We start from the raw sequence: 24,556 nt of genomic DNA on the forward strand, positions 1-24,556 counted from the left end.
GTGACCTCCCGACGTCGGGCTCTCCTGGCGCTGCTCCGGGACGACGACGCCGACGTGCGCCGGACCGCTGCCGAGGCGTTGGATCGGCTGGATCTGCTGGAGGGCCTGCCCCAGGCGCTCCGGGCGATGGCTTCTGCCGAGCCTGGGGAATGGGTGGGGCTCCTGCGGGGGCTGGAGGGGGTTCGGGACGAGGCGGCCCTTCGGTTTTCCGTGCGGGCCCTGGGCCACGACGACGAGGGGGTCCGGCTGGCGGCCCTGGGGGTCCTGGAGGCCCACCGGGACTGGCGGATCACCCCGCGGGTGGTGGAGCGGCTGTCCGATCCCAGCCCGCTGGTCCGAGCCCGGGCGGCCGAGGTGCTGGGATCCCTGGGTGACCGCCGGGGAGGGCCGGCCCTCGAGCACCTGCTGGACGACCCGGATCCCGAGGTGCGGCGGGCGGCGGTTCAGGCCCTGGGGCTGCTGGGGCATCGGCCGGCCGAGCCTCGGGTGGTGGCCATGGCCCGGGATCCGGCCGCGCCGGTGCGGGCCGCGGCAGCCGACGCCCTGGGCCGGCTGGGGGTCACGGCCGACGCGACAGGACCTCGTGGGGGTTGATGCCGTGGACCAGGGGATCCACCCACCGGAGCACCTCCCGGCCCGTGACCACCCGTAGGGGCTGCTCCTCCGGCGGCAGGCGCCGCCCCGTCGGATCCACGACCACCCGCACCTCCCCGATCTCCCCGTCACCTGCCAAGCGGGTCACCACCCCCACCTCCCCGGACGCCAACCGCACGGCCGACCCCACGGGCACGGTGCCCACCACCTGGCGGAACACCTCGGCGGCCTGCGGGTCGAACGACTTGCCGGCCTGCCACAGGACCTGGGCCACGGCCTCGGGCAGTGACAGGGGCCGGCTGTAGGGACGGTGGGTGGTCATGGCGTCGAAGGCATCCACCACGGTCACCAGCGAGCTGAGCTCGGCCGGTCGGTACCCGGCCGGCCGCTCCGGATACCCCCCCCCGTCGTAGAGCATGTGGTGTTCGTAGACGAGACGGTCGGCCGTGGTGGGGATCCCGGCCATGGCCTCCAGGATCTCCCGTCCCAGCGTCGGGTGGCGGCGCATGGCGGCCCACTCCCCCTCGTTGAGACGGCCGGGCTTGCGGACGATCTCCGGAGGGGTGCGGGTCTTGCCGATGTCGTGGAGCAGGGCGCCCACCCCGAGGACCTCCAGGGTGTCGGGGGGCAGCTCGAGGTGCTGCCCCAACGACAGGGCCAGGAGGCACACGTTCACGCTGTGGTGGAACGTGTACCGGTCGTAGCTCTTGAGCAGGGCGAGGCCCTTGGCGACCCCGGGGTCCTCGTCGAGGATCTCGAGGAACGACCGCACGCACCGGCACGCCCGGTCCGGGTCGGGAATGCGGCCCTCCTGGGCCTCGCGGTACGCTACCTCCAGGGCGTCGAGGGTCTCCTGGTAGGTCCGGAAGCCCCGCTGCCAGGCCGTCCCCTGGTCGACCCGCCTCGTGCGCACGTGGGTGCTGCGCCACGGCTGCGGCCCGGTGGACGTCAGCCACGCCAGGAACCGTCCCACCTCGGCCGCGGTGGCGCCCGGTCCGATCTCCACGGCCTCCACCTCCCGGGAGTCGAACCACCGCACCATGTCCGCCGCGAACCCGTCGTCGGGGAGCAGGGGAACCCCCCCCACCAGGAAGTGGGACGCCGTCTTGGCCAGCAGCAGCGGGGCCCCGCGTTCGAGGGCCGGCCCGAGCGCCCGTTCCAGCGCCTGGAGGGCCCGGGTCACCGCGACGTGGCCCGGGGGGTACAGCAGCTGGACCTTGGCGAGACCCACCAGGGACCTCAGGAGGCCCTCGGCCGCGGGCTGGGGAAGGGGAGGGGGGGTCACGGCTCCGAGCCTCCGTCCCGGGCCGCGGCCAGGGCCCGCCGGGCCACGGCTCGCAGTTCGGGTTCCGGCCCGTCGACGAAGGCCGACAGGACCTCGAGGGCCTCCTCGCCGCCCATGTCGCCCAGCGCCTGCAGGGCGGCCGCCCGCAGGGCGTTGCGGCGCCGTCTGCACAGCCACGGCCTCTTGCGAGCGATGCGCACGAGCCGGGGCAGGGAGTCGCGGTGGCCGATCCGGCCCAGCGCCCGGAGCACGGCGGGTTTCAGGTCCCAGTGGGGGGAGCGCAGCGAGATCCGGTCGTAGAGCCGCCACAGGGCCTCGACCATGGCCTCGGAGCCCCGAGCCGCGGCCGCCGAGATGGCCATGAGCCGCACCGAGGGATCGGGGTCGTCCAGGAGCTCCCGGATCCGCTCCTCGGTCTCAGCCAGGTCGGCCCGGCCGAGCATGCGGGCGGCCTCCCGCCGCACCCGCGGATCCGGATCCGCGCTCGCCCGAACCACTCCCCGCAGGGCCTCGGGCGACCCGATGCCCCCCAGGATCGTCACCATGTTGCGCACCACGTACCACCGTTGATCCTCGAGCATCCGCAGGGCCGTCGGCACGACAGGGTCTCCCACGGCCACCAGGATCTCGATCAGCCGCCGCCGGCCCGGGCGGCGTTTCTCGGCCACCAGGGCGTTGATCAAGGGGATCACGGCCGACTCCCCGAGGGTTCGGAGCACGTAGGCTCCGGCCTCGGCGTCGGCCTCGGACGCCTCGCCCGTGACCCGGCCGATGAGCCAGGACAGGAACTCCCCCCGCACCAGCATGCGGATCGTTTCCAGCAGGTAGTCCCGCCGGATCTCCTCTCCCAGGGCTTCCAGGCCCTGCGCCTCCCGGAACAGGAACAGGACCACGTCGTAGGCCTCCCGGAACCGTTGCACCTCCGCGTAATCCACCACGAACCGGGCGATCTCCTGGAGGAGCTCCAGGAACCGGGGCACGTCAGTCTCGTGGGACAGCCGCATCAGCAGGTCCAGGATCCGCCGTTCCCTCGGGCCCCGTTTGCCCAGGGCTCCCCATCGGGCCTCGAGCAGGGGGTCGGCCAGGGCCTGGGGGATCCGCTCCGGAGGCAGGGCCTGGCCCCACGCCCGGGCCTGCTGCCGGGACCTGGGTCGGTCGGGGCCGGCCACGGCGTGGGCCGCCACGATCTCCAGCTGGGCCGCGTAAGGGCTCCGGGACCACAGATTGGCGAGGCCGCCTTGGGGCCGCAGGGTGTCCGGGCTGGCGGCCAACAGGTCCACGAGGTGCTCGTAAGCGTCGCGGGAGCAGGATTTGTGCACCCGCAGGCGCTGGAGGCCGTGGCGCCCCCAGAGGCGGGCCAACCCGAGCACCGCGGGGTTGCGGGCGCCCAGGGGGGTCTCCCCGAACCAAAAGCCCCCGCTCCGGTACTCCAGGCCGGGGTCCTCCCAGCGGTAGTCCTCCTCGGCGTCCCGCCACGCCCGGTACCCCTGGGTCAGGATCCCCGCCAGTTGGGGGTGGCCGGCCGGGTAGAACTGACGGCCGGCCACCGCCCGGTGGAGGCCGGCCAGGGCGGCCTCGATCCGGACCTCGGGGAGGATCAGACGGTTTTCTGCCGACGCAACGGGTTCCATGGGAAAGGGCTTTCTTGTTCGGGTTTTCGGGCTTGTGCTAGAGTCGATCGGTCTGGGTTTCCCGCTCCCCGGCGGCCCGGCCGAGGCCCCGGGGGCTTGTGCGTCTTGGGGTGCGAGAGCCATGGGTAGAGCGGCCCGCTGGGGCCTTTTCGCCGTGTTGTTCGCCGCGGCCGCGGCCGGCGGCGCCGCGTGGGTCCTCCGGGGCGTCCTGGCCGACCTGCCCGACGCCACCGCCCTGCGCCGATACCGGCCGGCCCTGACCACCACGGTCTGGAGCCGGGACGGGGTGCTCCTGGCCGAGCTGTACCAGGAGCGGCGCAAGCCGGTCCAGGTGGACACCCTCCCCTCCCACGTGATCCGCGCCTTTCTCGCGGCTGAGGACAGCGGGTTCTTCTCCCACGAGGGCGTGGACCCCGCCGGGATCCTCCGGGCCGCCTGGACCAACCTGCGTGCCGGCCGGGTCGTCCAGGGGGGAAGCACCATCACCCAGCAGGTGGCCAAGTCGCTGCTGCTCAGCCCCGAACGGAGCCTGCGCCGGAAGATCCGGGAGGCGGTGCTGGCGATCCGGATCGAGCGGGACCTCTCCAAGGAAGAGATTCTGCACCTGTATCTGAACCAGATCTACCTCGGGCACGGGGCCTACGGGGTGGAGTCCGCCTCTGAGGTCTATTTCGGCATTTCCGCGCAAGAGTTGAGCCTGGCCCAGGCGGCCCTGCTGGCGGGCCTGCCCCAGGCCCCCAGCCGGTACGACCCCTACCGGCACCCCGAGCGCGCCCTGGAGCGGCGCCGGTACGTGCTGGGGCGCATGGCCGAGGAGGGGTGGATCGGCCGGGACGAGGCCGAGGCGGCCGCCGCAGAGCCCCTCGAGCTGGCAGGGTACGAGAATCCGTTTCCCCGGGTGGCGCCCTACTACGCGGAGCACGTCCGCAGGATCCTGCAGGCCCGCTACGGCGAGAAGGCACTTCTGCGGGGGGGGCTGCGGGTGGTGGTGGCCATGGACTCCCGGCTCCAGGCCGCGGCCCAGAAGGCCCTTCGGCAAGGGTTGGAGGCCGTGGACCGGCGGGCCGGGTTTCGGGGCCCCCTCGGCCACCGGCCCCCGGCCGATCCCGGCCCGTTCGGCCGGGGGCCGGCCCCCTCCGCCGGGGACCGGGTCCGGTGCCTGGTGAAGGAGATCGGGAAAGACGGGGCGACCGTGCTGGCCGGGGGCGCCGAGATCCCCCTGCCACTCGACGGCATGGCCTGGGCCCTCCGGCGGGGGCGCAGTCCGGCCGACCTGCTGGCCCCCGGCGACGTGGTCCTGTGCGAGATCGAAGGGGATCCCGAGGGGGGGCTGAGGGCGGCCCTGGTCCAGGAGCCGGAGGTGGAGGGGGCCCTGGTGTGCCTCGACCCCCACACCGGTGAGGTGCTGGCGTTGGTGGGGGGGTATGAGTTCGGCCGCAGTCAGTTCAACCGGGCGGTTCAGGCCCGGCGCCAGCCCGGCTCGGCCCTGAAGCCGCTGATCTACGCGGCGGCCCTGGCCAAGGGGTACACCCCGGCCACCCTGATCTACGACACGCCGGTGGTGTACGAGTCACCCGATCTGCCCGAGAAGTGGAAACCCCACAACTACTCGGAGCGGTTCTACGGGGCCACCACCCTGCGGGAGGCCCTGGTGCGGTCGCGCAACGTCGTCACGGTGAAGGTGCTCCAGGACATCGGGGTGAGGTATGCCGTGGGGTTCCTGAAGGGGCTGGGGCTTCGGGCCGAGATCGCTCCCGACCTGTCGCTGGCCCTGGGGTCTCCGGCCGTGAGCCCCCTGGATCTCGCCGCGGTGTACACGGCGCTGCCGGCGGCGGGGGTGCGCCACGACCCCGTGTTCGTGCTGCGGGTGGAGGACCGGGACGGTCGGGTGCTCGATGCGTTCGAGCCGGCCGAGGGGGAGCGGGTCCTGAGCCCCCAGTTGGCCTACGTGGTCACCGACATGATGAAGGGGGTCGTGCGCGAGGGCACCGGCCGGGCCGTGCGGGCCCTGGGCCGGCCCGCCGCCGGCAAGACCGGCACCACCAACGACTACCGCGACGCCTGGTTCGTGGGGTTCACGCCCGAGCGGCTGGCCGTGGTCTGGGTCGGGTACGACGACAACCGGAGCCTAGGCCGCAGGGAGACCGGGGGGCGGGCCGCGGCCCCGGTGTGGCTGGCGTTCATGAAGGAGGCCCTGGCGGGCCGGCCGGTCTCGGACTTTCCCGTGCCCCCGGGGGTCGAGTTCGCCCGGGTGGATGCCCGTACCGGCCGGCTGGCCGGACCGGACGCCCGCAAGACCTTTACCGCGGCCTTCGTCCAGGGCACGGCTCCGTCGGCCGCGGCCGAACCCGCCCCGACCGAGGCCGCGGCCCCGGCCTCCATGGGACGGGCCCTCGATCCCAAGGACCCGGCCGCCCTGGAGCTGCTGCGATGATCGACGCCCGCCCCCTCACCGACCGCCATCAGCGCCGCATCAACTACCTGCGCGTCTCGGTCACGGACCGGTGCAACCTGCGGTGCCGCTACTGTATGCCCGAGGAGGGGGTGCCGTCCCTGGGCCACGGCGCGATCCTGTCCTACGAGGAGTTCCTCCGGGTGGGGCGGGTGGCGGTGGCCCTGGGGATCGAGAAGATCCGGGTGACCGGGGGCGAACCCCTGGTGCGCAAGGGGATCGAAGATTTCCTCGGCCGTCTCGCCCGGCTCGGCGGGTTGCGGGACCTGGCCCTCACCACCAACGGTCTGCTCCTGGCCGAACGGGTCCAGGCCCTCCGGGACGCCGGGCTCCGGCGGGTCAATGTGAGCCTCGACACCCTCCGGCCCGACCGGTTCGAACGCATCACCCGCCGGCCGGGGCTCGACCGGGTCCTGGCGGGGATCCGCGCCGCCCGGGATGCGGGGCTTCGGCCGGTCAAGGTGAACGTGGTGGCCATGCGGGGGGTGAACCACGACGAGATCCTGGACTTCGCCGCCTTCGCCCGGGAGGAGGGCGTTCAGGTCCGGTTCATCGAGTTCATGCCGGCCGGCGCCGCCTGGGAGGAGGCCCGGGTGGTGCCCGCCCGGGAGATCCTGGAGACCCTGGCCGCCGCCCTGGGCCCCCTCCGGACCCTGCCCAACGGCCCGGCCGGGGGCCCGAGCCGGGTGTTCGAGCTGCCCGGCGGGGGCACGGTGGGGGTGATCAGCCCCCTGAGCGACCATTTCTGCGGCACCTGCAACCGGCTCCGGCTCACGGCCGACGGCCGGCTGCGCACCTGCCTGTTCTCCCGCAACGAGATCGACCTTCGGGCCGTGCTGCGCTCCGGGGCGGACGACCGGGAGCTGGCCCGGGTGCTGCGGGAGGCCGTGTCGGCCAAGCCCGCCGGCCACGGCCTGTCCGCGGCCCCCGACGGTCCCCGGGATCGGCCTTCGATGCACCGCGTGGGGGGCTGAAGGGGAGGGGACAGCCGGTCCCCCCCGTTCCGGCCGCGGCTGTTTCCGAGAAGGTGTTTGGTTCTTGCAGGGTACGGCCGAGGGCGGCTAAAGTAGGGTCATGGAGTCTGCTGCCCAGAGCTCATCAAGCGACGTTCTGACCCTGCACCGCCGGGCCCTTCTCGCCCTCAACGACATGAACATCGCCTTGCACGAGGCTCGGAGCCTGGACGAACTCCTCCACGTGCTCGTGGTCAAGGCGTTCGAGGGGCTCGGGTTCGACCGGGGCCTGATCTACATGGTCGAGGGCGAGTACCTGCGGGTGGCGGCCGCGATCGACCTCATCCGCATGGAGCACGGGGGGGTGATCCGCCGACGGATCGGGTACGACATGACCCGGGAGAACTCGGTGGAGATCGAGGCCCTGCGGACCCGCCGCCTGATCCACGTGCGCGACGCCCGTCGCGATCCCCGCGTATCCCCCAAGTTTCGGTACGCCACCAGCAACACCCCCGAGTACTGCGCCGTGCCGATCCTCGGTCGCACGGAGCCGATCGGGGTGCTCACGATCGACAAGTTCTACTCCCGCGAGCCGATCCGCGACACCGAGGAGTTCTTCCTGGAGATCTTCGCCCGGCAGATCGGGGTGGCGATCGAGAGCCTGCGCTGGAGCCGGGAGCTGGAGACCCTGGTGGAGGAGAAGAGCCGGGAGGTGCTTCGGCTCCAGATGTTCCTGGAGACCGTGTTCCGGAACCTGCCCGCCGCGATCGTCACGATGGACGCCCAGGGCCGGCTCACGGCCGCCAACCCTGCGGCGCGGGCCCTTCTGGACCTTCCGGAGATCACGGGGCCCCGCTCCGTGTCGAGCCTGCCCGAGCCGGCACGGTCCCGCGCCTCCCCGGTCCTCGACCTGCTGGAGCAGTGTTTGCGGGGGCGTCCGGTGCGGGAGCGCTCCGTGCGCCTGCCGGGTGCCCCCCTGCGGCTCCTGAGCGTGTCCACAGCCCCCCTGCAGGGAGGGGCCGGGGACCCCGTGGGGGCCGTGGCCATCGGCGCCGACGTGACCGAGAAGGTGAAGATCGACGAGACGCTGCAGCGGATGGACCGGCTGTCCGCCCTGGGCACCCTGGCCGCCGGCGTGGCCCACGAGATCCGAAACCCCCTGGCCGGGGTGAGCGGCCTGGTGCAGATCCTGCAGGGGCGTCTCGCAGACGTGGACCCCCGGGGCCGGCTGGTGGAGAAGATCATCGAGGAGATCGGCCGGCTCAACCACATCGTGCGGGACCTGCTCCAGTTCTCGCGGCAGGGCCGGTCGGGGCTGGAGGTGTTCGACCCCGCCGGCCTGATCGACCGGGTGCTGCTCCTGTGCAGGCGGGACCTGGAGTCCCGCAAGATCTGGGTCCGGCGCGAGGTGCCCACGGCCGTGCCCCCCATCCGGGGCGAGGTCCCTCGGATCCAGCAGGCCCTGTTGAATCTCGTGCTCAACGCGGCCCATGCGATGCGCGGCGGCGGCGAGCTCACCTTGTCGATCCAGCCGGTTCCGGTGTCTCCGGAGGACCTGGAGGGGCTGTGGCGGTGGATCCGGGGCGGCGAGGTCTCGGACGGGGCTCCGAGGGCGGTGGTGCTGTCGGTCCGGGACACGGGGGAGGGCATGCCCGAGGAGGTGCTGAACCGGGTGTTCCACCCCTTCTTCACCACCAAGCGGGACGGCACGGGGCTCGGTCTGTACATCGTCCATCGGATCGTCGAGGAGCACTCGGGGGTGGTCCTGGCGGAGAGTCAGGTGGGGCAGGGGAGCGTGTTCCACCTGGTGCTGCCCGTGGCGGAGCGCGACGGAGGCGCCCCATGACGCGAATCCTGGTGATCGACGACGAGGAGTCCATCCGCATGACCCTGGAGGAGGGGCTCGGGGCCGAGGGGCACGAGGTCCTCTCCGCTCCGGACGCCACCCGGGGGCAACGGGTCCTGAAGCGGGAACCGGTGGACCTGGTGATCCAGGACCTGATGCTCCCCGACGCCGCGGGCCTCGACCTGTTGGCCTGGATCCGGCGGGAGGTCCCCGAGGTGCCGGTGGTGGTGATCACCGCGTTCGGCTCCGTGGAGACGGCCGTGCAGGCCGTGAAGATGGGGGCGTACGACTTCCTGGAGAAGCCCTTCGACCTGGACCACGTGCGTCTGGTGGCCTCTCGGGCCCTGGAGAGCGGGGCCTTGGCCCGTCGCGTGGGCCAGTTCGAACGGTGCCACCTGGCGAGCTTCAACCCCGACGAGGTCATCCGGGAGAGCCCGGCGATGAGGGAGGTGATGGGCCGGGCTCGCCGGGCGGCGCGGAGCCCGTCGGCCACCGTGCTGATCACCGGCGAGACCGGCACGGGCAAGGAGGTGGTGGCCCGCACGATCCACTTCCTGAGCCCCCGGGCCGCAAACCCCCTGTTCGAGGTCAACTGTGCCGCCATCCCGGCCACGCTCCTGGAGTCGGAGTTCTTCGGGCACGAAAAGGGGGCGTTCACCGGGGCCCGCACGGGTCGGAAGGGCCTGCTGGAGGAGGCGGACGGAAGCACCTTGCTCCTGGACGAGGTGGGGGAGATGCCCCTGGACCTCCAGGCGAAGCTCCTACGGTTCCTGGAGGACGGCACCGTGCGCCGGGTGGGGAGTGCCCGGCCCCGGCGGGTGGACGTGCGGATCGTGGCCATGACGAACCGGGACCTCGAGGCCCGGGTCGCCGACGGGTCGTTCCGGGCCGACCTGTTCTACCGGCTCAACGTGGTCCCGATCCACGTGCCCCCCCTGCGGGAGCGGGCCGAGGACGTGGGCCCGCTGCTTCGGTTCTTCGTGCGGCGCACCTCGGTGACCATCGGCCGCCGGCCCCCCGAGGTGCACGACGACGTGGTCCGGGCCCTGCAGCGCTACCCCTGGCCCGGCAACGTGCGCGAGCTGCGAAACCTAGTGGAGCGGATCCTGCTCCTGGAGGACGTAGGGGACGAGCTGCTTCCGGCCCACCTGCCGGCCGAGTTTCGGGGCAGGGGCGGGCCCGAGGGCCCCCCGGCGGAGGCCCCGGACGAGCTCCCCGCCTTTTCCGAGGCCCACGACGCCCTCACCCGTCGGCTGCTCACCCGAGCCCTGGGGCAGGCGGAGGGAAACATCACCCGGGCCTCCCAGCTGCTCAGGATCGATCGGGCCACGTTCCGGTACCATGCCCGCCGCCTGGGTGTGCCGTTGGCCCCGCGCGCCCCGGCGCGGGGAGATTCCCCGGGTGGGGAGATTTCCCCGGCCTGAACCCTCCTCTGCCCCCGTTCCCCCCTGACCAGGGGGGTGGAGATCTCCCGTTCCTCCCCACGTCATTAACCCGGCGACAAAGCAGACTCGCTTCTCCAGAGGGCGGGGCAAGGGACCTGCCGTTCCGTGGCCAGACGTCAGAGCTCAGAGGCCAGAGGGCCAGGGCACCCAAGAAGATGGGAACCATCACCGAAAACAAGTGGGTTTCGCTCTGTCCACTGTCCTCGGGACCCTGACCACTGATGCAGCCGCGCCCGTTTCGCTGCCGGATTGATCCCAACCCGACATCCGAACGGGCGTGGGTGGGGGCAAAGGAACGATCGGTACGGAACTTGCTGTGCCCTCCGGCGTCTCCCCCCGCGGGGTGGAGCGTGGACGAGGCCCCTTTCGGTCAGGAGGGTAGAGATGGCGGTTCAGGACGTGTTTCAGGCGGTGGTGGACTTCGAGGACGAGAAGGTGCCCGAGCTGGTGAGGGCGGAACTGGACGGCGGCACCCCGGTCGAGACGGTCTTGAACGAGGGCTTGATCGCGGCCATGGACTTCGTGGGCAAGAAGTTCAGCGAAGGGGAGATGTTCGTGCCCGAGATGCTCATGGCGGCCCAGGCCATGAAGGCCGGGCTCGAGGTGCTGCGGCCGCTGCTGGCCCAGGCCGAGGCCCAGCCCAAGGGGACCGTGGTGATCGGAACCGTGCAGGGGGACCTCCACGACATCGGGAAGAACCTGGTGGCCATGATGCTCGAAGGCGCCGGCTTTCGCGTGGTCGACCTGGGCGTGGACGTGGCCCCAAGCCGGTTCCTGGAGGCGGCCCAGGAGAGCGGGGCCCAGATCGTGTGCATGTCGGCTCTGCTGACCACCACGATGCCCCGCATGGGGGAGACCGTGTCCGCCATCCGGGAGCAGGGGCTGCCCCTGAAGACCATGGTGGGAGGAGCCCCGGTGACCGAGGAGTTCGCCCACAGGATCGGCGCGGACGGGTACAGCGACGACGCGCCGGGCGCGGTGGAGCTGGCCCGACGGCTCGTGGCCGCGTGAGCGCCCCCCAGCCCCGGTTTCGACCCACCCTTCGCACGCGACACGGAGGCATCCATGATCGTCGTTGGAGAGCTCATCAACGCCAGCCGCAAGCAGATCGCCGCGGCCATCGAGGCCCGCGACGCGGCCGCCATCGCCCGGGTGGCCCGCGAGCAGCGGGAGGCCGGTGCCGACTACATCGACGTGAACGCCGGAACGTTCGTGGGCCAGGAGGCCGAGCTCCTGCGGTGGCTGGTCGCCACGGTGCAGGAGGCCGTGGATGCGCCCTGCTGCATCGACAGCCCCGATCCCAGGGCGATCGAGGCGGCCCTGGAGGTGCATCGGGGCACGGCCATGATCAACTCGATCAGCTGGGAAAGGAGCCGGTTCGACGCCCTGGCGCCGCTCCTGGCCGGCACGGACCTCAAGGTGGTGGCCCTGTGCATGGGCGACGAGGGCATGCCCGAGACCGCCGACCAGCGCTTGGGCATCGCGGACCGGCTGGTCGACGGGCTGTTGCGCAACAACGTGTCGGCCGAGAACGTCTATGTCGACCCCTTGGTCCAGCCGATCTCCACCCGCTCGGAGTTCGGGGCGGAGTTCCTGCGGGCCGTGGGGGAGATCATGGGCCGGTTCGACGGCGTGCACACCATCTGCGGGCTTTCCAACGTGTCCTACGGGTTGCCCGAGCGGAAGCTGTTGAACCAGACTTTCGCGGTGATGGCCGTGGCCCGCGGCCTCGACGCCGTGATCGTGAACCCGTTGGACACCCGGCTCATGGCCCAGCTGGTGGCGGCCGAGGCCCTGGCCGGCAGGGACCCGTTCTGCATGAACTACCTCAAGGCCTACCGGGCCGGCCGTCTAGAGGCCTGACCGTTTCATGCTGAGTTGCGTTCAAACCGAGATCCCTCGGGGGGCGGGGCAAGGGACCTGCCTCCGGCCGGGCGCGAAGCCGAGCATGGGGACTCGCCGCGCAGGCACGGGACCGAAGAGCTGGTTTCATGACAACTGGGTGGAATCCAAGCCATTTCGCGATCCGAGCGTCAGAGGCGCTGCCCGGCGAGCGAAGGGGCCGCGCCCGGCTCTCCGGCAGGTCCCTTGCCCCGCCGAGCAGGGAGCGATAGCGCCTGTTTATCCGCCCGGGTGATAATGCGGGCGAACAGAGGCCTGACCGCTTTCCTGGCACACACGGGAGGAGCTCCATGCTGTACATCGACGGCACGTGGCGCAAGACCGGGGCGAACGGCACCTTCCCGGTGCACGATCCCGCCACCGGCGAGGCGATCGGCGAGGCCGCGGACGCGGGCCGCCGCGAGGCGGGCGAGGCGGTGGCCGCGGCCCTTCGGGCGTTCGAGGGGTGGTCGGCCCGCACGGCCTACGAGCGCTCCGCATACCTCTACCGGGCGTACCGGATCATGAAGGAGCGGTCCGAGGACCTGGCCCGCCTCATGACCCGGGAGCAGGGCAAACCGATCCGGGCGGCCCGAAACGAGGTGCGGTACGCGGCCGACTTCCTCCTGTGGTTCGCGGAGGAGGCGAAGCGCAACTACGGCGAGACCATCCCCGCTCCGCGGGCCGACCAGCGGTTCCTGGTGCTTCGGCAGCCCGTGGGCGTGGTGGGGGCGATCACGCCGTGGAACTACCCCGTGTCCATGATCACCCGGAAGGTGGCGCCGGCCCTTGCCGCGGGGTGCACGGTGGTGGTGAAGCCCGCCGAGCAGACCCCTCTGTGCGCCGTGGAGGTGTTTCGGGTTCTGGAGGAGGCCGGGGTGCCGCCGGGCGTGGCGAACCTGGTGACGGCCCGGGACCCCGAGCCCGTGGCGGCCGAGTTCCTGGAGAACCCGGCGGTGGCCAAGCTCACGTTCACGGGCAGCACCGAGGTGGGCAAGCTGCTGGCCCGTGCGGCCGCCGACCGGATCCAGCGGGTGTCCCTCGAGCTGGGGGGGCACGCGCCGTTCATCGTGTTCGACGACGCGGACCCGAACCACGCGGCCAAGGGCGCGGCCCTGGTGAAGTTCCTCAACACCGGCCAGGCGTGCATCTGTCCGAACCGGATCTTCGTCCAGCGCACCGTGGCCGAGCCGTTCCTGGAGACCCTGGTGCAGCGGGTGAGCCGGCTGCGCGCCGGGTGCGGGCTGGAGGAGGGGGTGAGCATCGGGCCCCTGGTGGACCGCGCCGCCCTGGAGAAGGTGGACCGGCAGGTGCGGGACGCCGTGGCCCGGGGGGCCCGGGTGGTGTGCGGGGGCCGGCGGTTGACCGACGATGGGCTGGACCGGGGATGGTTCTACGCGCCCACGGTGCTCACGGGGGTGACCCCGGACATGTTGATCTACCGGGAGGAGACGTTCGGACCCGTCGCCCCGGTGTTGGTGTTCGACGACGAGGAGCAGGTGGTCGAGATGGCCAACGACACCACCTACGGCCTGGCGGCCTACGTGTACACCCGGGACCTCTCCAGGGCCCTGCGGACGGTCGAGCGGCTGAGGTTCGGGATCGTGGGCGTCAACGACATCAACCCCACCGCTGCCGCAGCCCCGTTCGGGGGGTGGAAGGAGAGCGGCCTGGGCCGGGAGGGCGGCCGGGAGGGGCTCCTCGAGTACCTGGAGACCAAGCTGGTGGGGTTCTCGATCTGATCCGCCGACCCACCGGCGGCCCGCGCGGGCCGCCGGTTTTTGGTACGCCCCGCCTCCCCTCCTCCGCAAGGCGCAAATCCCCCCCCGCTCGCCCCCCTCCCCCGCCGGGGATTCTTCTCCCCTTTGGGTGGGGAAACCTCCCCTGCCGGGGAATGTTCCCCTGGTGCCGGGCTTCCCAAAAGCGGCCGTCCGGGGCCCGCCGGGGTTCGGCCGTGCCGCGGAGCCCCCGCCGGGGGCCGGTTTCCGCCCCACCCGGGAGTGCGTCCTTCCCCTGGCACACCCCTTGCTATTCCCTCCGGCGCACGCAAACACGGTTTATGAACGCCGGAGGAGCCCCATGGAGGAGAAGCGCTACTGGAACGAAGAGATCGAGACCCTGTCGCGGGAGTCGCTGGAGGCCTACCAGCTCGAGCAGCTCAAACAGCATCTCGACTTCGCCTACTCCAACGCCCCCTACTACCGGGAGGCGTTCGACGACGCCGGGGTGAAACCCTCCGATCTTCGCCACCTGGAGGACCTCACCCGGTTCCCGTTCACGAACAAGAAGATCGAGCGCGACCGCCAGGTGGCCTACCCCGATCTGGGCGACATGGTGGCGGTGCCCGAGCGGGAGATCGTGTTCGTGGCCGCCTCGAGCGGCTCCACCGGCGTGCCCACCCTGAGCCCCTTCACCCGGCGGGACTTCGAGGAGTTCCAGGACGTGCAGGCGCGGCTCTTCTGGGCCACGGGCATGCGGCCCACGGACCGGTACGTGCACGCCCTGAACTTCACCCTGTTCGTGGGCGGCCCCGACGTGATCGGGGCCCAGAGGCTCGGGGCCCTGTGCATCTGGGCCGGCGCCATTCCCTCCGACCGGTTGCTGTTCATCCTGAAGGAGTTCAAGCCCACCACCACCTGGACCACCCCCTCGTACGCCTGGTACCTGGGCGAGACCGCCCGCAAGCAGGGGATCGATCCGGCCCGGGACCTGGCGATCCGGCGGATCATCGTGGCCGGCGAGCCCGGGGGCTCGATCCCGGCCACCCGCCGGGCCATCGAGGAGCTGTGGGACGCCGAGGTGTACGACTTCTACGGCCTCTCCGACATCTTCGGCGCCAACGCGGGCATGTGCGAGGCCAAGGACGGCCTCCACGTGGCCGAGGACCACACCCTGGTGGAGGTGCTCGATCCGGAGAGCCTCGAGCCCGTGGCCGAGGGCGAGCCGGGGGAGCTGGTGCTGACCACGCTTCGAAAGCGGGCCCGGCCCATGATCCGGTTCCGCACCGGCGACATCGTCAAGTGCGTGCGGGAGCGGTGCTCGTGCGGCCGCACCCACGCGCGCATCTACATCCACGGCCGCATCGACGACATGTTCATCGTGTCGGGCGTGAACGTGTTCCCCAGCGACATCGAGTACGTGGTCCGGAACATCGAGGGCCTGACCGGCGAGTACCGCATCGTGGTGTACACCGAGCAGCACCTGACCAAGTTCGACGTGGAGGTGGAGAAGGAGCGGTCCTGCTCCAAACCCGACGGGGAGCTGGCCCGCGAGGTGTCGGAGCGGGTCAAGGTGCGGTCGGGGGTGCGGCCGAAGAACGTGAAGATCCTCGAGGACGGGGCGCTGCCCCGGGCCACCCACAAGGCCAAGCGGCTCGTGGACCTGAGGAAGAACGCGCAGTGAGGTGTCGGGGGGGCCGGCCCGCGTCCCCGACTCTTTCGACCCCCTTCCACAACAGAGGAGATCCGCCATGGCAGTCAAGAGCCCGGAGCACTACCTCAAACGCGCCAAGGCCATGCGGCCCCGCGTGTTCATGGACGGCAAGCCGGTGGAGGACATCACCGAGCACCCCGTGACCCGCACGGTGGTGGAGGCCAACCTGGCCAGCTACGAGTGGGCCCTGGATCCGGAGGGGGGCAAGGTCCTCACCCGGCCCAGCCATCTCACGGGCGAGCCGTGCAACATCTACAACACCCTGAACCGGAGCACCGACGACCTGATCCAGAGGGCCGCGGCCGGCCTGTACGCGGCCGAGCACCTGGGCACCTGCATCTACCGCTGCGTGGGCTGCGACGCGTTCAACTCGCTGGCCGCCACGACCTATGAGATGGATCAGGCCCTGGACACGTCCTACCACGGCCGGCTCATGGAGTTCCTCCGGTACGTGCAGGACGAGGACCTGACCGTGGCCGGGGCCATGACCGAGCCCCGGGGCCGGCGGGACCAGAAGCTCCAGCAGTGGACCGACCCGGACCTGTCGCTCCACGTGGTGGACCGCAACGACAAGGGCATCGTGGTGCGGGGGGCCAAGATCAACATCTCGGGAGCCTATGCCTGCGACTGGACCATCGTGATGCCCTCGGGGGCCCGCCGGCCGGGCGAGGAGGACTACGCCGTGTCGTTCGCCGTGCCCAACGGCGAGAAGGGCGTGACCTACATCTGCCAGTACACCCCCTACTCGGCGGAGCGGGAGCTGGCCGAGGACCCCTGGGAGCTGGGCAACCCCCGGTTCGGCCAGCGGGAGACCTCGATGATCGTGTTCGAGGACGTGTTCGTGCCGTGGGAACGGGTGTTCCTGTGCGGCGAGACCCGCTACGCCGGCCGGATCGTCACCCGGTTCGCCCAGATCCACCGCATGGTATGCGGCGGGTCGTGCAAGGTGGGGTTCGGAAAGATCCTGATCGGGGCGGCCCGCCTGATCCAGGAGTACAAGGGCCTGGAGAAGGTGCCCCACATCAACGACCAGATGACCGAGATGATCACCCTGCTCGAGACCGTGAGGGCCTGCTCCAAGGCGGCCGCCATCGAGGGCAAGGAGGTGGTGCCCGGCTCCGGGGTGTACGTGCCGGACGACCTGCTCGGCAACGTGTCCAAGCTCAACATCTGCAACGCGTTCTGGAGGATGATGGCCCTGGCCGGGGACATCGGGGGGGGGCTGCTGGTGACCATGCCCAGCCTGAAGGAGCTGAAGAACCCCGAGACCCGCCGGTACCTGGAGAAGTTCTACAGCTTCGGCGCCGACGTGCCCGCCGAGAACATCCTGAAGATCACCAAGCTCCTCCAGAACTGGACCGCGGGGCTCCACGGGGTGGGCACCTGGCACGGGGCCGGCCCCGTCCAGGCGCAGAAGATCATGGTGCAGCGCCTGGCCGACTACGAAGAGATGAAGGAGCTGGCCATGAAGATGGCCGGAGTCCCCGAGCCGGCGCCGAGCCAGGAGGAAGCGTCATGAGCACGTACCGGCCGAAAGATCGGGTCAAGGCGGCGTTCCGCCGCACCTTTGCCGACCGGGTCCCGAGCTACCCCATCCTGGGGGCGTACACGGTGAACCTCACGGGAGCCGACCTGAGGGAGTTCTACACCCAGGCCAAGCCCCTGGCCGACGGGCAGCTCGCGGCCCTCGACGCCTACGAGCCCGACATCCTGGTGCTGATGCGCGATCTGCTCACCGAGGCCGAGGCCATGGGCAGCGAGGTGGAGTTCCCCGAGGGCCAGATGTGCCAGATCCGACGCTACGCCCTGGCCGACGAGCCCGAGAGGCTGGCCCGGCTGTCCCCGCCCGACGTGCGCAACGACGGCCGGTTCCCCTCCTACTGGGAGGCCTGCCAGACGGTGGCGAGCCAGGTCCGGGACGTGCCCGTGGGAAGCCTGCTGGTGGGGCCCTGGACCATCGCCGCCAACCTGCGGGGCGCCGAGAACCTGATCTTCGACGCCATGAAGCGGCCCGAGTACGTCCGCGACCTGCTGGAGCTCACCACCCAGGTGGCCGTGGACGCGGCCGTGGCCGCCCAGGAGGCGGGCGTGGGGGTGAGCTACTCCGAGGCCGCCGCCTCGTGCAGCCTGATCTCCCCCAAGATCTATCGGGAGTTCGTCAAGCCGGTGCACCGCCGGCTCACCGAGGAGCTCAAGAAACGAAAGATCGCGGTCACCCTGCACATCTGCGGGTACATCGACCCCATGATGGAGGACGTGGTGGACACGGGCATCGTGGCGCTTTCGATCGACAGCGCCACGAGCCTGGAGAAGATGATCGAGGTGAACCAGAAGCGGGTGGTGATCATCGGCAACGTGCCGGTGACCACCTTCGAGCAGGGCACCCCCGCGGACATCGAGGCGGAGGTCCGGCGGTGCGTGGACACGGCCGCGCCCCACAGCGCGTTCATCCTGTCGTCGGCCTGTGAGCTGTCCCCCGCGGCCAAGCCGGAGAACGTGGCCCACTTCGCCCGGTTCGCCAAGGAGTACGGACGCTACGAGCACCTGGGCCTTGCGGCCGGAGGGGGAGATGGCTGAGCCCCGGGTGGTGATCGTGGGGGCCGGCGGAGCGGCCCATGCCCTGACCGGCCTGCTGCGGGCGCTGGGCAACGACGCCCAGGTCGACATCTTCACCGACCGCCCCTACGCGGGATACGTGGTGTGCGAGCAGCCCTACTTCCTGCGGGGCCGGGTGGGGTTCGACGACATGTTCTACGCCCGAAAGGGCTGGTACGAGAAGGTGGGGGCCCGGATCCACTACGAGACCCCGGTGCAGGCGGTGGACCGGGAGCGGAAGGTGGTGGAGACCTCTGCCGGGGCGTTCCCCTACGACGTGCTGGTGCTGAACACCGGGGCCGAGCCGGCGGCCCCTCCCATCCCGGGGCTCGACGGGGTGCGGGAGTACCACCTGACCTCGGACGTACGGCGGTGCCTTTCGTTTGCGGAGGCCGTGGACGGGGCCCGGCGGGCCGTGGTGATCGGGGCCGGCGCTATCGGGCTGGAGGTGGCCGAGGGCCTGGTGGAGCGGGGGTTCGAGCGGGTCACCGTGGTCGAGGGGGAGGGCCACGTCCTGCCCCGAGCCCTGGACCCGGACCTGGCCGAGGGGCTGGAGCAGCGGATCCGGAACCGGGGGGTGGATCTGCGCACGGGCGTGCGGGTGCGGTCGGTCCGCACCGAGGGCCCGGACAAGGTGCTCGAGCTGCCCGACGGGGAGATCCGGGCCGACTTCGTGCTGCTGGCCACGGGGGTGCGGCCCCGGGTCGACCTGGCCCGGGCGGCCGGGCTGGAGATCGGCCCCACCGGAGGGATCGCGGTGGACCCGTTCCTGCGCACCCGCGACCCCTCGGTGTACGCGGTGGGCGACTGCATGGAGACCTGGGAGCGGGTCACGGGTCACCGCCGGCCGGTGCTGCCCATGCTCGCCTCCCACACCAACCGCTCGGGCCGGCTGGTGGCCCGGAACATCCACCACGGCCCCCGGTTCGAGTACCCGGGCACCTGCCTGCCGTTCGGCATCGAGCTGTTCGGGGTCACCGTGGCCACCTGCGGGCTCACCGGCGCCCTGGCCGAGCGGTGGGGCCTCGACACCGTGGTGGTGCGGTCCCGGGGGGTGCTGGCCAAGCCCCAGCTCGGGGGGGAGCGCGTCGAGATCAAGGTGCGCGCGCTGCGGACGAACGGGCGCATCGTGGGGGTCCAGGCGGTGGGCGGCCCGGGAACCGCCCGGATGATCGACCGGGCCGTCCTGGCCGTGGGCGAAGGGGTCCCGCCGCACCGGCTGTCCCTGTACGAGACCGTCTACAGCCCGACTCTCAACGTGGCCTATGACGCCTTCACCCAGGCGGTGGACCGTCTTCTGGTCGAGGGGGGCTGGTCCTGACCGGAGGCATCGGCCGTTTCCTCCCTCTCCTGTCGATCGACGCGGGAATGCGTCGGAAAGGAGGTCGCTATGCGTCGGAACCAACCCACGAGGCCACAGGGGGTCACCCGGCGGGAGTTCCTGACCCGCACCGCTGCCGGGGCCGGGGTGCTCACCGCGTCGAGCCTGGGGCTCACGCGGTTCGCCTGGGGAAGCCCGAAGCCCATCGTGCTGGGGCTGCACGCGGACATCACCGGCGTGGCCGCCACCTACGGCTACTGGTTCCAGAGGGTGGTGAAGGCCGCGGTGGACAAGGTCAACGCCGAGGGGGGCATCGCCGGCCGGGAGGTCAAGCTGGTGGTGGCCGACACGGCCAGCTCCGCGGAGACCGGACCCCGCAACCTGCGCCAGCTGATCTACGAGGACGAGGCCGACTTCGTGATCGGGTCGGTCCACTCGGGGGTCGTGCTCGCGTCGGCCCCGGTGGCCCAGGAGACGAACACGTTCTACTTCTCCGGCGGCGCCATGTCGGCCTCGATCACGGGTGAGAAGGCCAGCCCGTACCTCGGGCGATGCCACACCCACGCCCGCATGCAGGCGCAGGTGGGGTGGAAGTGGGCGTTCGACAACCTGGGGAAGAAGTGGACGTTCGTCGTGGCCGACTACTCCTGGGGCCGGAGCCTGGCCCAGGAGTTCGGGGCGCGGATCCGAAAGGCCGGCGGCGAGGTGCAGGTGATCAAGGCCCCTCCGAGGACGAGCGACTTCATCCCCTACCTGCAGAAGGTGCACGGCGACTCCGAGGTGCTGTTCACGGCGTTCCTGGGATCGGCCGCGCTGGGGGTGATGCGCCAGTCCGTGGAGATCGGGCTGCACGAGCGCATGAAGCGGTTCTCGGTGATCTGCACGGCGGACGGCATCGGCATGGACCAGATCGGCAAGGAGGCCGTGGGCATGCACTTCCTGTCGTACCACCCCCGGTACCTGGACCAGCTGCCCGAGGCCCAGCGCCCCTACGAGGCCGCGTTCCGCAAGGCCGTGGGGGTCACGCCCGAAGGCCGGGACGTCTCGAACCCCAAGAAGGTGATCGTGGGCTCCCACTACTGGTCGGGCTGGGAGTACGTGGGGCTGATCAAGAGGGCCGTGGAGGCCTCGGGTTGGAGGTCCAGGAAGGACAACAAGGAGTTCCACAAGGCGTTCTTCACCCTCAAGGTCCAGGCCGGCCCGTGGTTCCCCCAGGGGGACCTGATGCTGCGCGAGGAGGACCAGCAGGGGTTCCACAACCACTACCTGGTGCGGGTGGAGAAGGACCTCAGGCTCCACCGCATCGCCGTGCTCCCCAAGGAGAAGGCGGTGTACGAGCCCCCGGTGGACCTGAAGAAGTACTGGACCTGATCCCAGGGCCGGGGGCGGGGCTTCCGCCCGCCCCCGGCGAGGAGGACCCTCTGTTGGCACAGTTGGCCCTCGTGATCGTGAACGGGTTCGTCTGGGGGTGGATCGTGGCCCTGATCGCCCTGGGGCTGAACCTGATCTTCGGGCTCACCCACGTCATCAACATCGCCCACGGGGCGTTCTACATGCTGGGCGCGGTGGTGGCCTGGTACGTGGTGGAGGCCACCGGCCATTTCTGGCTGGCGCTGGCCGTGGCGCCCCTGGCCGTGGGCCTGCTGGGGCTGGGGGTGGAGAGGTGGGTGCTCAGGCGGGTCGAGGGCAACCCCGTGATCACCATCGTGGCCACGTTCGGGGTGATGCTGATCCTGGAGCACTCGGTGCTGCTCACCTTCGGGGGCGCCTCCCAACGGATCGCGCCGCCGGTCACGGCCCGGTTCCCCCTGCTGGGCATCCAGTACCCCGCGTTTCGCCTGGTGGTCATGGGGTTCAGCGTGCTGGCCGTGGCCGGGGTGGCGCTGCTGCTCCGGCGCACCGCGGTGGGGCTGTGGATGCGAGCGGCCAGCCAGAACCCCGAGGCGGCCCTGGCCCTGGGGGTGCCGGTGGACCGGGTGTACTTCATCACCTTCGGTCTGGGATCGGCCCTGGCGGGTCTGGGGGGGGTGCTGGCCGCTCCCATCGTGAGCGTGAACTTCCTGATGGGCCTCGACGTTCTGATCCTCGCCTTCATCGTGGTGATCGTGGGGGGGCTCGGCAACCTCCCCGGGTCGGTGTTCGCCGCGGTGTTGATCACCGAGGTGGAAGGGGTGGCCAGCCTGTACGTGGACCCCACCTCGGCCCGGGTGCTGAGCCTTCTCATCATGGTAGGGGTGATCCTGTGGAGACCGCACGGCCTGTTGCAAAAGGCGGCCTGACGGCCCGAGATGCCTGGGGCGCCCAGCGGGTGCTCGTGTGGGCCCCGCGGGTCGGAGCGGCCGCGGTGCTCGCCGCCCTGGTGACGTTGCCGCCCCACCTCGGGTACTTCAACCAGATCTTCCTGAGCGAGATCCTGGTGTGGGCCCTGTTCGCCATGTCGTTCGACCTGGTGTACGGCTACACGGGGCTGCTGAGCTTCGGCCAGAGCCTGTTCTTCGGGGCGGGGGGGTATGCCGTGGCCATGGGGGTGAGCCGGATGGACCTCTCGGCCCTGCCGTGCCTCGGGCTGGCCGTGGCCGTGGGGGCTGCGCTTGCCCTGGTGGTGGGGTTCGTGGCGGTACGGGTGTCGGGCATCCATTTCGTGCTCATCACCATCATCTTCGCCCTGATCGGGTTCCTGGTGGCCCAGCGGTGGGTGTGGCTCACCGGCGGGGACGACGGCATGACCTTCGCCTGCCCGCCCCTGGTCCTGGGGGGCTGGGAGGTGTCGATCGCCAAGCCGATCCGCGGGTACTACTTCACGCTGGCGGTGGTCTGCGCCGGTGCCCTGGCCCTGGCCCGGCTGGTCACGAGCCCCCTGGGCCGGGTGCTCCGGGGGGTGCGGGAGAACGAGCTGCGCATGGGGCTCCTGGGCTACGACGAGCGGCTGTACAAGCTGTGCGCGTTCGTGGTGGCCGGGGCCACGGCCGGGCTGGCCGGGGGGCTGTTCGCCATCCTGAGCCGGTTCTCCAACCCGGCGTTCCTCCACTGGACCACCTCGGGCAAGGCCGTGGTGTGGACCATCGTGGGCGGCCCCGGCACCCTGGCCGGCCCGGCCCTGGGCACCGCCCTGCTCATGATGATCGAACACCTGGCCCGGCGGGTGATGCAGGGAAGCGAGCTGGTGGTGGGGGCGATCCTGATCGTGTCGGTGCTCGTGGCGCCCCAGGGCATCGTGGGCATGTGGCGGAAGTGGGTCCGGGCCCGGGAGCGAAAGTGAGCGACTTGGAAGCTCCATCAGGCCCCTGCGGGGTCGGGCACCGGGGAAGGGTAACTCTCGTTGGTCCGGGGCCATTGCCGGCGGCGGGGCAAGGGGCCTGCTTCCGGCCGGGCGCGAGTGCAACCTCCGATCGCCGCGCCTTCGCGTGCCGTTGCCGAAGCAGCCCCTTCGGGCGGAGACAGCGGATGGCGGGGGAGTTCGACAAGACTACAAACGTTCGGTGGGCGCGGCGAGCCAAGGAGCCGCGCCCGGCGCTCCAGCAGGCCCCTTGCCCCCCAGACCGTGATGCTGTGACGCAGGCCTGCTTGAACCGCTAGGAGAGGAAAGAGGTTTTCGGCTTTCTAGCTTTTGAGCTCTCTAGCCTCAGAGCCGCCCAGCGGGCCGAAGGCCCCATACCGACGACCGTAGACCGATGACCGAAGACCGAAGTTACTTGGAAGTCCAAGAGGTCCAGAAGTCCTTCGGCGGGCTCATGGCCCTTCAGGAGGTGACGCTGCGGGTGCCGCCGGGGGAGCTGCGGGCCCTGATCGGGCCCAACGGCGCCGGAAAGACCACCCTCATGAACGTGATCACGGGCCGCTACGCCCCGGACCGGGGCAGCGTCCGGCTGGGCGGACGGGAGATCGCGGGCCTGCCTCCCCACCGGATCGCCCGACTCGGCGTGGCCCGCACCATGCAGATCACCTCGGTGTTCCCCGGCCTCACGGCCTACGAGAACCTCTGGCTGGCCGTGGCGGCCAGGCGCCGGATCAAGAGCGCGTGGGTCTCGGCCCGGCGGTGGGGGCCGGAGCATCGCCGGGCCCGGGAGCTCCTGGAGTTCCTGGACCTGGGGGCCAAGGCCGACTGGCCGGCGGCCGAGCTCGCCTACGGGGAGCAGCGGCTCCTGGAGATCGGCCTGGCCCTGGCCCGGGAGCCCCGGGTCCTGCTGCTGGACGAGCCCGCGGCCGGGCTCTCGGCGCGGGAGGTGGCGGTGGTGGTCGAGAAGATCCGCGAGCTGGCGCCGGGCCGCACCATCCTCCTGATCGAGCACGACATGGACCTGGTGATGAACCTGGCGGAACGGGTCACGGTGCTCCACTACGGCAAGGTGCTGGCCGAGGGGACCCCCGAGGAGATCCGGGCCAACGCCGAGGTGCAAAGGGTGTACCTGGGAGGGTGGCAGCCGTGCTGAAGGTGGAGGGCCTGCACGCGTTCTACGGAAAGAGCCACGTGCTCCACGGGGTGGACCTGGAGGTGGGGCCGGGGGAGCTGGTGGGGCTGCTGGGGCGCAACGGCATGGGCAAGACCACCACCCTGAAGGCGGTGATGGGACTGGTCCGGCCCGCCCGGGGGCGGGTGGAGTTCCGGGGCGAGGACCTCCGATCCCTGAAGGCCCACCAGATCCCGGGAAGGGGCATCGCCCTGGTGCCCCAGGGCCGGGGGCTGTTCCCCGAGCTGACCGTGCTGGAGAACCTGCGGATCGCCCACCCGCGGGGCCGGCCCGATCCGGAGCGGCTCGATCAGGTGTTCGAGTACTTCCCCCGGCTGAGGGAGCGCAGCTCCCAGAAGGCCGGCACCCTGTCCGGCGGCGAGCAGCAGATGCTGGCCATCGGCCGGGCCCTCGTGCCCAACCCCCGGCTGATCCTGTTCGACGAGCCGAGCGAGGGGCTGATGCCGCTGTTGGTTCGGGCGATCCACGAGACCGTCCGGGCCATCAACGCCATGGGGGTGGGTGCGGTGCTGGTGGAGCAGAACGTGCGGGCCGCCCTGTCCATGTGCCATCGGGTCTACATCCTGGAGGGCGGGCGGACCGTGTGGCGCGGCCGGCCGGACGAGCTGGACGATGCCACCCAACAGGCGTACCTGGGGGTGGGCTGACCCCC

Annotated in this window: 19 protein-coding genes; 17 read left to right on the forward strand and 2 right to left on the reverse strand. The window is 71.2% G+C overall.

What is annotated here, in order from left to right; genetic code table 11:
* Nucleotides 1-594: a HEAT repeat domain-containing protein gene (locus tag DEFCA_RS24390; protein WP_025324010.1), complete on the forward strand. Its 594-nt coding sequence runs from the start codon at nt 1-3 to the stop codon at nt 592-594.
* Here the strand turns inward: DEFCA_RS24390 and DEFCA_RS20965 are convergent.
* Complete coding sequence (locus DEFCA_RS20965; protein WP_025324011.1) at nt 560-1,879, reverse strand: HD-GYP domain-containing protein; 1,320 nt, start codon at nt 1,877-1,879, stop codon at nt 560-562. The two genes, DEFCA_RS24390 and DEFCA_RS20965, sit on opposite strands and share 35 nt — an antisense overlap.
* On the reverse strand, nt 1,876-3,510 hold the full coding sequence (locus DEFCA_RS24395; RefSeq protein ID WP_025324012.1) for a HEAT repeat domain-containing protein: 1,635 nt from the start codon (nt 3,508-3,510) through the stop codon (nt 1,876-1,878). Before DEFCA_RS24395 ends, DEFCA_RS20965 begins: the two co-directional genes overlap by 4 nt.
* Nucleotides 3,511-3,631: 121 nt before the next feature.
* On the opposite strand from DEFCA_RS24395, the gene DEFCA_RS0116000 reads away from it, so the two are divergent.
* The 16 genes from DEFCA_RS0116000 to DEFCA_RS22635 all read left to right on the forward strand — a co-directional run bounded on the left by DEFCA_RS0116000 (nt 3,632) and on the right by DEFCA_RS22635 (nt 24,551).
* Nucleotides 3,632-5,944: a penicillin-binding protein 1A gene (locus DEFCA_RS0116000; RefSeq protein ID WP_025324013.1), complete on the forward strand. Its 2,313-nt coding sequence runs from the start codon at nt 3,632-3,634 to the stop codon at nt 5,942-5,944.
* Entirely contained in the window at nt 5,941-6,936 is a 996-nt protein-coding gene (moaA, locus tag DEFCA_RS0116005; RefSeq protein WP_025324014.1) for a GTP 3',8-cyclase MoaA, read from the forward strand. The genes DEFCA_RS0116000 and moaA overlap by 4 nt, the downstream gene beginning before the upstream one ends.
* Nucleotides 6,937-7,036: 100 nt before the next feature.
* Nucleotides 7,037-8,761 (forward strand): GAF domain-containing sensor histidine kinase, encoded by a 1,725-nt coding sequence (locus tag DEFCA_RS0116010; RefSeq protein ID WP_025324015.1) that lies wholly within the window; start codon nt 7,037-7,039, stop codon nt 8,759-8,761.
* Nucleotides 8,758-10,185 (forward strand): sigma-54-dependent transcriptional regulator, encoded by a 1,428-nt coding sequence (locus DEFCA_RS0116015; RefSeq protein WP_025324016.1) that lies wholly within the window; start codon nt 8,758-8,760, stop codon nt 10,183-10,185. Before DEFCA_RS0116010 ends, DEFCA_RS0116015 begins: the two co-directional genes overlap by 4 nt.
* A 405-nt stretch (nt 10,186-10,590) precedes the next feature.
* Entirely contained in the window at nt 10,591-11,217 is a 627-nt protein-coding gene (locus DEFCA_RS0116020) for a corrinoid protein (protein ID WP_025324017.1), read from the forward strand.
* A gap of 54 nt (nt 11,218-11,271) precedes the next feature.
* Complete coding sequence (locus DEFCA_RS0116025; RefSeq protein ID WP_025324018.1) at nt 11,272-12,069, forward strand: methyltetrahydrofolate--corrinoid methyltransferase; 798 nt, start codon at nt 11,272-11,274, stop codon at nt 12,067-12,069.
* Nucleotides 12,070-12,398: 329 nt separating this feature from the next.
* Nucleotides 12,399-13,829: an NAD-dependent succinate-semialdehyde dehydrogenase gene (locus DEFCA_RS0116030; RefSeq protein ID WP_029734235.1), complete on the forward strand. Its 1,431-nt coding sequence runs from the start codon at nt 12,399-12,401 to the stop codon at nt 13,827-13,829.
* Nucleotides 13,830-14,166: 337 nt separating this feature from the next.
* Nucleotides 14,167-15,489, forward strand: coding sequence for a phenylacetate--CoA ligase family protein (locus tag DEFCA_RS0116035; protein ID WP_025324020.1), 1,323 nt, complete (start codon nt 14,167-14,169; stop codon nt 15,487-15,489).
* Nucleotides 15,490-15,556: 67 nt separating this feature from the next.
* Nucleotides 15,557-17,038 (forward strand): 4-hydroxyphenylacetate 3-hydroxylase N-terminal domain-containing protein, encoded by a 1,482-nt coding sequence (locus DEFCA_RS0116040; protein WP_025324021.1) that lies wholly within the window; start codon nt 15,557-15,559, stop codon nt 17,036-17,038.
* Nucleotides 17,035-18,096 carry a uroporphyrinogen decarboxylase family protein gene (locus DEFCA_RS0116045; RefSeq protein WP_025324022.1) on the forward strand — a complete coding sequence of 354 codons (1,062 nt, stop codon included), beginning with the start codon at nt 17,035-17,037 and terminating at the stop codon, nt 18,094-18,096. Before DEFCA_RS0116040 ends, DEFCA_RS0116045 begins: the two co-directional genes overlap by 4 nt.
* Nucleotides 18,089-19,435, forward strand: a complete 1,347-nt coding sequence (locus DEFCA_RS0116050) for an NAD(P)/FAD-dependent oxidoreductase (RefSeq protein WP_169709614.1) — start codon at nt 18,089-18,091, stop codon at nt 19,433-19,435. Before DEFCA_RS0116045 ends, DEFCA_RS0116050 begins: the two co-directional genes overlap by 8 nt.
* 69 nt (nt 19,436-19,504) lie before the next feature.
* On the forward strand, nt 19,505-20,806 hold the full coding sequence (locus tag DEFCA_RS0116055) for an ABC transporter substrate-binding protein (RefSeq protein ID WP_025324024.1): 1,302 nt from the start codon (nt 19,505-19,507) through the stop codon (nt 20,804-20,806).
* A 53-nt stretch (nt 20,807-20,859) separates the two neighbouring features.
* A complete protein-coding gene (locus DEFCA_RS0116060) occupies nt 20,860-21,714 on the forward strand; it encodes a branched-chain amino acid ABC transporter permease (protein ID WP_245693497.1) in 855 nt (284 codons plus the stop codon).
* Nucleotides 21,678-22,694 (forward strand): branched-chain amino acid ABC transporter permease, encoded by a 1,017-nt coding sequence (locus tag DEFCA_RS0116065; protein WP_169709615.1) that lies wholly within the window; start codon nt 21,678-21,680, stop codon nt 22,692-22,694. Before DEFCA_RS0116060 ends, DEFCA_RS0116065 begins: the two co-directional genes overlap by 37 nt.
* Nucleotides 22,695-23,106: 412 nt before the next feature.
* Complete coding sequence (locus DEFCA_RS22630) at nt 23,107-23,865, forward strand: ABC transporter ATP-binding protein (protein WP_025324027.1); 759 nt, start codon at nt 23,107-23,109, stop codon at nt 23,863-23,865.
* Nucleotides 23,859-24,551: an ABC transporter ATP-binding protein gene (locus DEFCA_RS22635; protein ID WP_025324028.1), complete on the forward strand. Its 693-nt coding sequence runs from the start codon at nt 23,859-23,861 to the stop codon at nt 24,549-24,551. Before DEFCA_RS22630 ends, DEFCA_RS22635 begins: the two co-directional genes overlap by 7 nt.
* Nucleotides 24,552-24,556 lie beyond the last annotated feature (5 nt).

It is taken from the genome of Deferrisoma camini S3R1 (assembly GCF_000526155.1).
GTDB classification, from domain to species: Bacteria; Desulfobacterota; Deferrisomatia; order Deferrisomatales; family Deferrisomataceae; genus Deferrisoma; species Deferrisoma camini.

Bases quoted from the DNA above. Each gene is read 5' to 3' on its own strand.
- DEFCA_RS0116015 (WP_025324016.1), top strand. From the start codon at position 8,758: ATGACGCGAATCCTGGTGATCGACGACGAGGAGTCCATCCGCATGACC.
- DEFCA_RS24395 (WP_025324012.1), bottom strand. From the start codon at position 3,510: ATGGAACCCGTTGCGTCGGCAGAAAACCGTCTGATCCTCCCCGAGGTC.
- DEFCA_RS0116010 (WP_025324015.1), top strand. From the start codon at position 7,037: ATGGAGTCTGCTGCCCAGAGCTCATCAAGCGACGTTCTGACCCTGCAC.
- DEFCA_RS0116030 (WP_029734235.1), top strand. From the start codon at position 12,399: ATGCTGTACATCGACGGCACGTGGCGCAAGACCGGGGCGAACGGCACC.
- DEFCA_RS0116055 (WP_025324024.1), top strand. From the start codon at position 19,505: ATGCGTCGGAACCAACCCACGAGGCCACAGGGGGTCACCCGGCGGGAG.
- DEFCA_RS0116050 (WP_169709614.1), top strand. From the start codon at position 18,089: ATGGCTGAGCCCCGGGTGGTGATCGTGGGGGCCGGCGGAGCGGCCCAT.
- DEFCA_RS0116035 (WP_025324020.1), top strand. From the start codon at position 14,167: ATGGAGGAGAAGCGCTACTGGAACGAAGAGATCGAGACCCTGTCGCGG.
- moaA (WP_025324014.1), top strand. From the start codon at position 5,941: ATGATCGACGCCCGCCCCCTCACCGACCGCCATCAGCGCCGCATCAAC.
- DEFCA_RS0116020 (WP_025324017.1), top strand. From the start codon at position 10,591: ATGGCGGTTCAGGACGTGTTTCAGGCGGTGGTGGACTTCGAGGACGAG.
- DEFCA_RS22630 (WP_025324027.1), top strand. From the start codon at position 23,107: ATGACCGAAGACCGAAGTTACTTGGAAGTCCAAGAGGTCCAGAAGTCC.
- DEFCA_RS0116040 (WP_025324021.1), top strand. From the start codon at position 15,557: ATGGCAGTCAAGAGCCCGGAGCACTACCTCAAACGCGCCAAGGCCATG.
- DEFCA_RS0116025 (WP_025324018.1), top strand. From the start codon at position 11,272: ATGATCGTCGTTGGAGAGCTCATCAACGCCAGCCGCAAGCAGATCGCC.
- DEFCA_RS0116045 (WP_025324022.1), top strand. From the start codon at position 17,035: ATGAGCACGTACCGGCCGAAAGATCGGGTCAAGGCGGCGTTCCGCCGC.
- DEFCA_RS0116000 (WP_025324013.1), top strand. From the start codon at position 3,632: ATGGGTAGAGCGGCCCGCTGGGGCCTTTTCGCCGTGTTGTTCGCCGCG.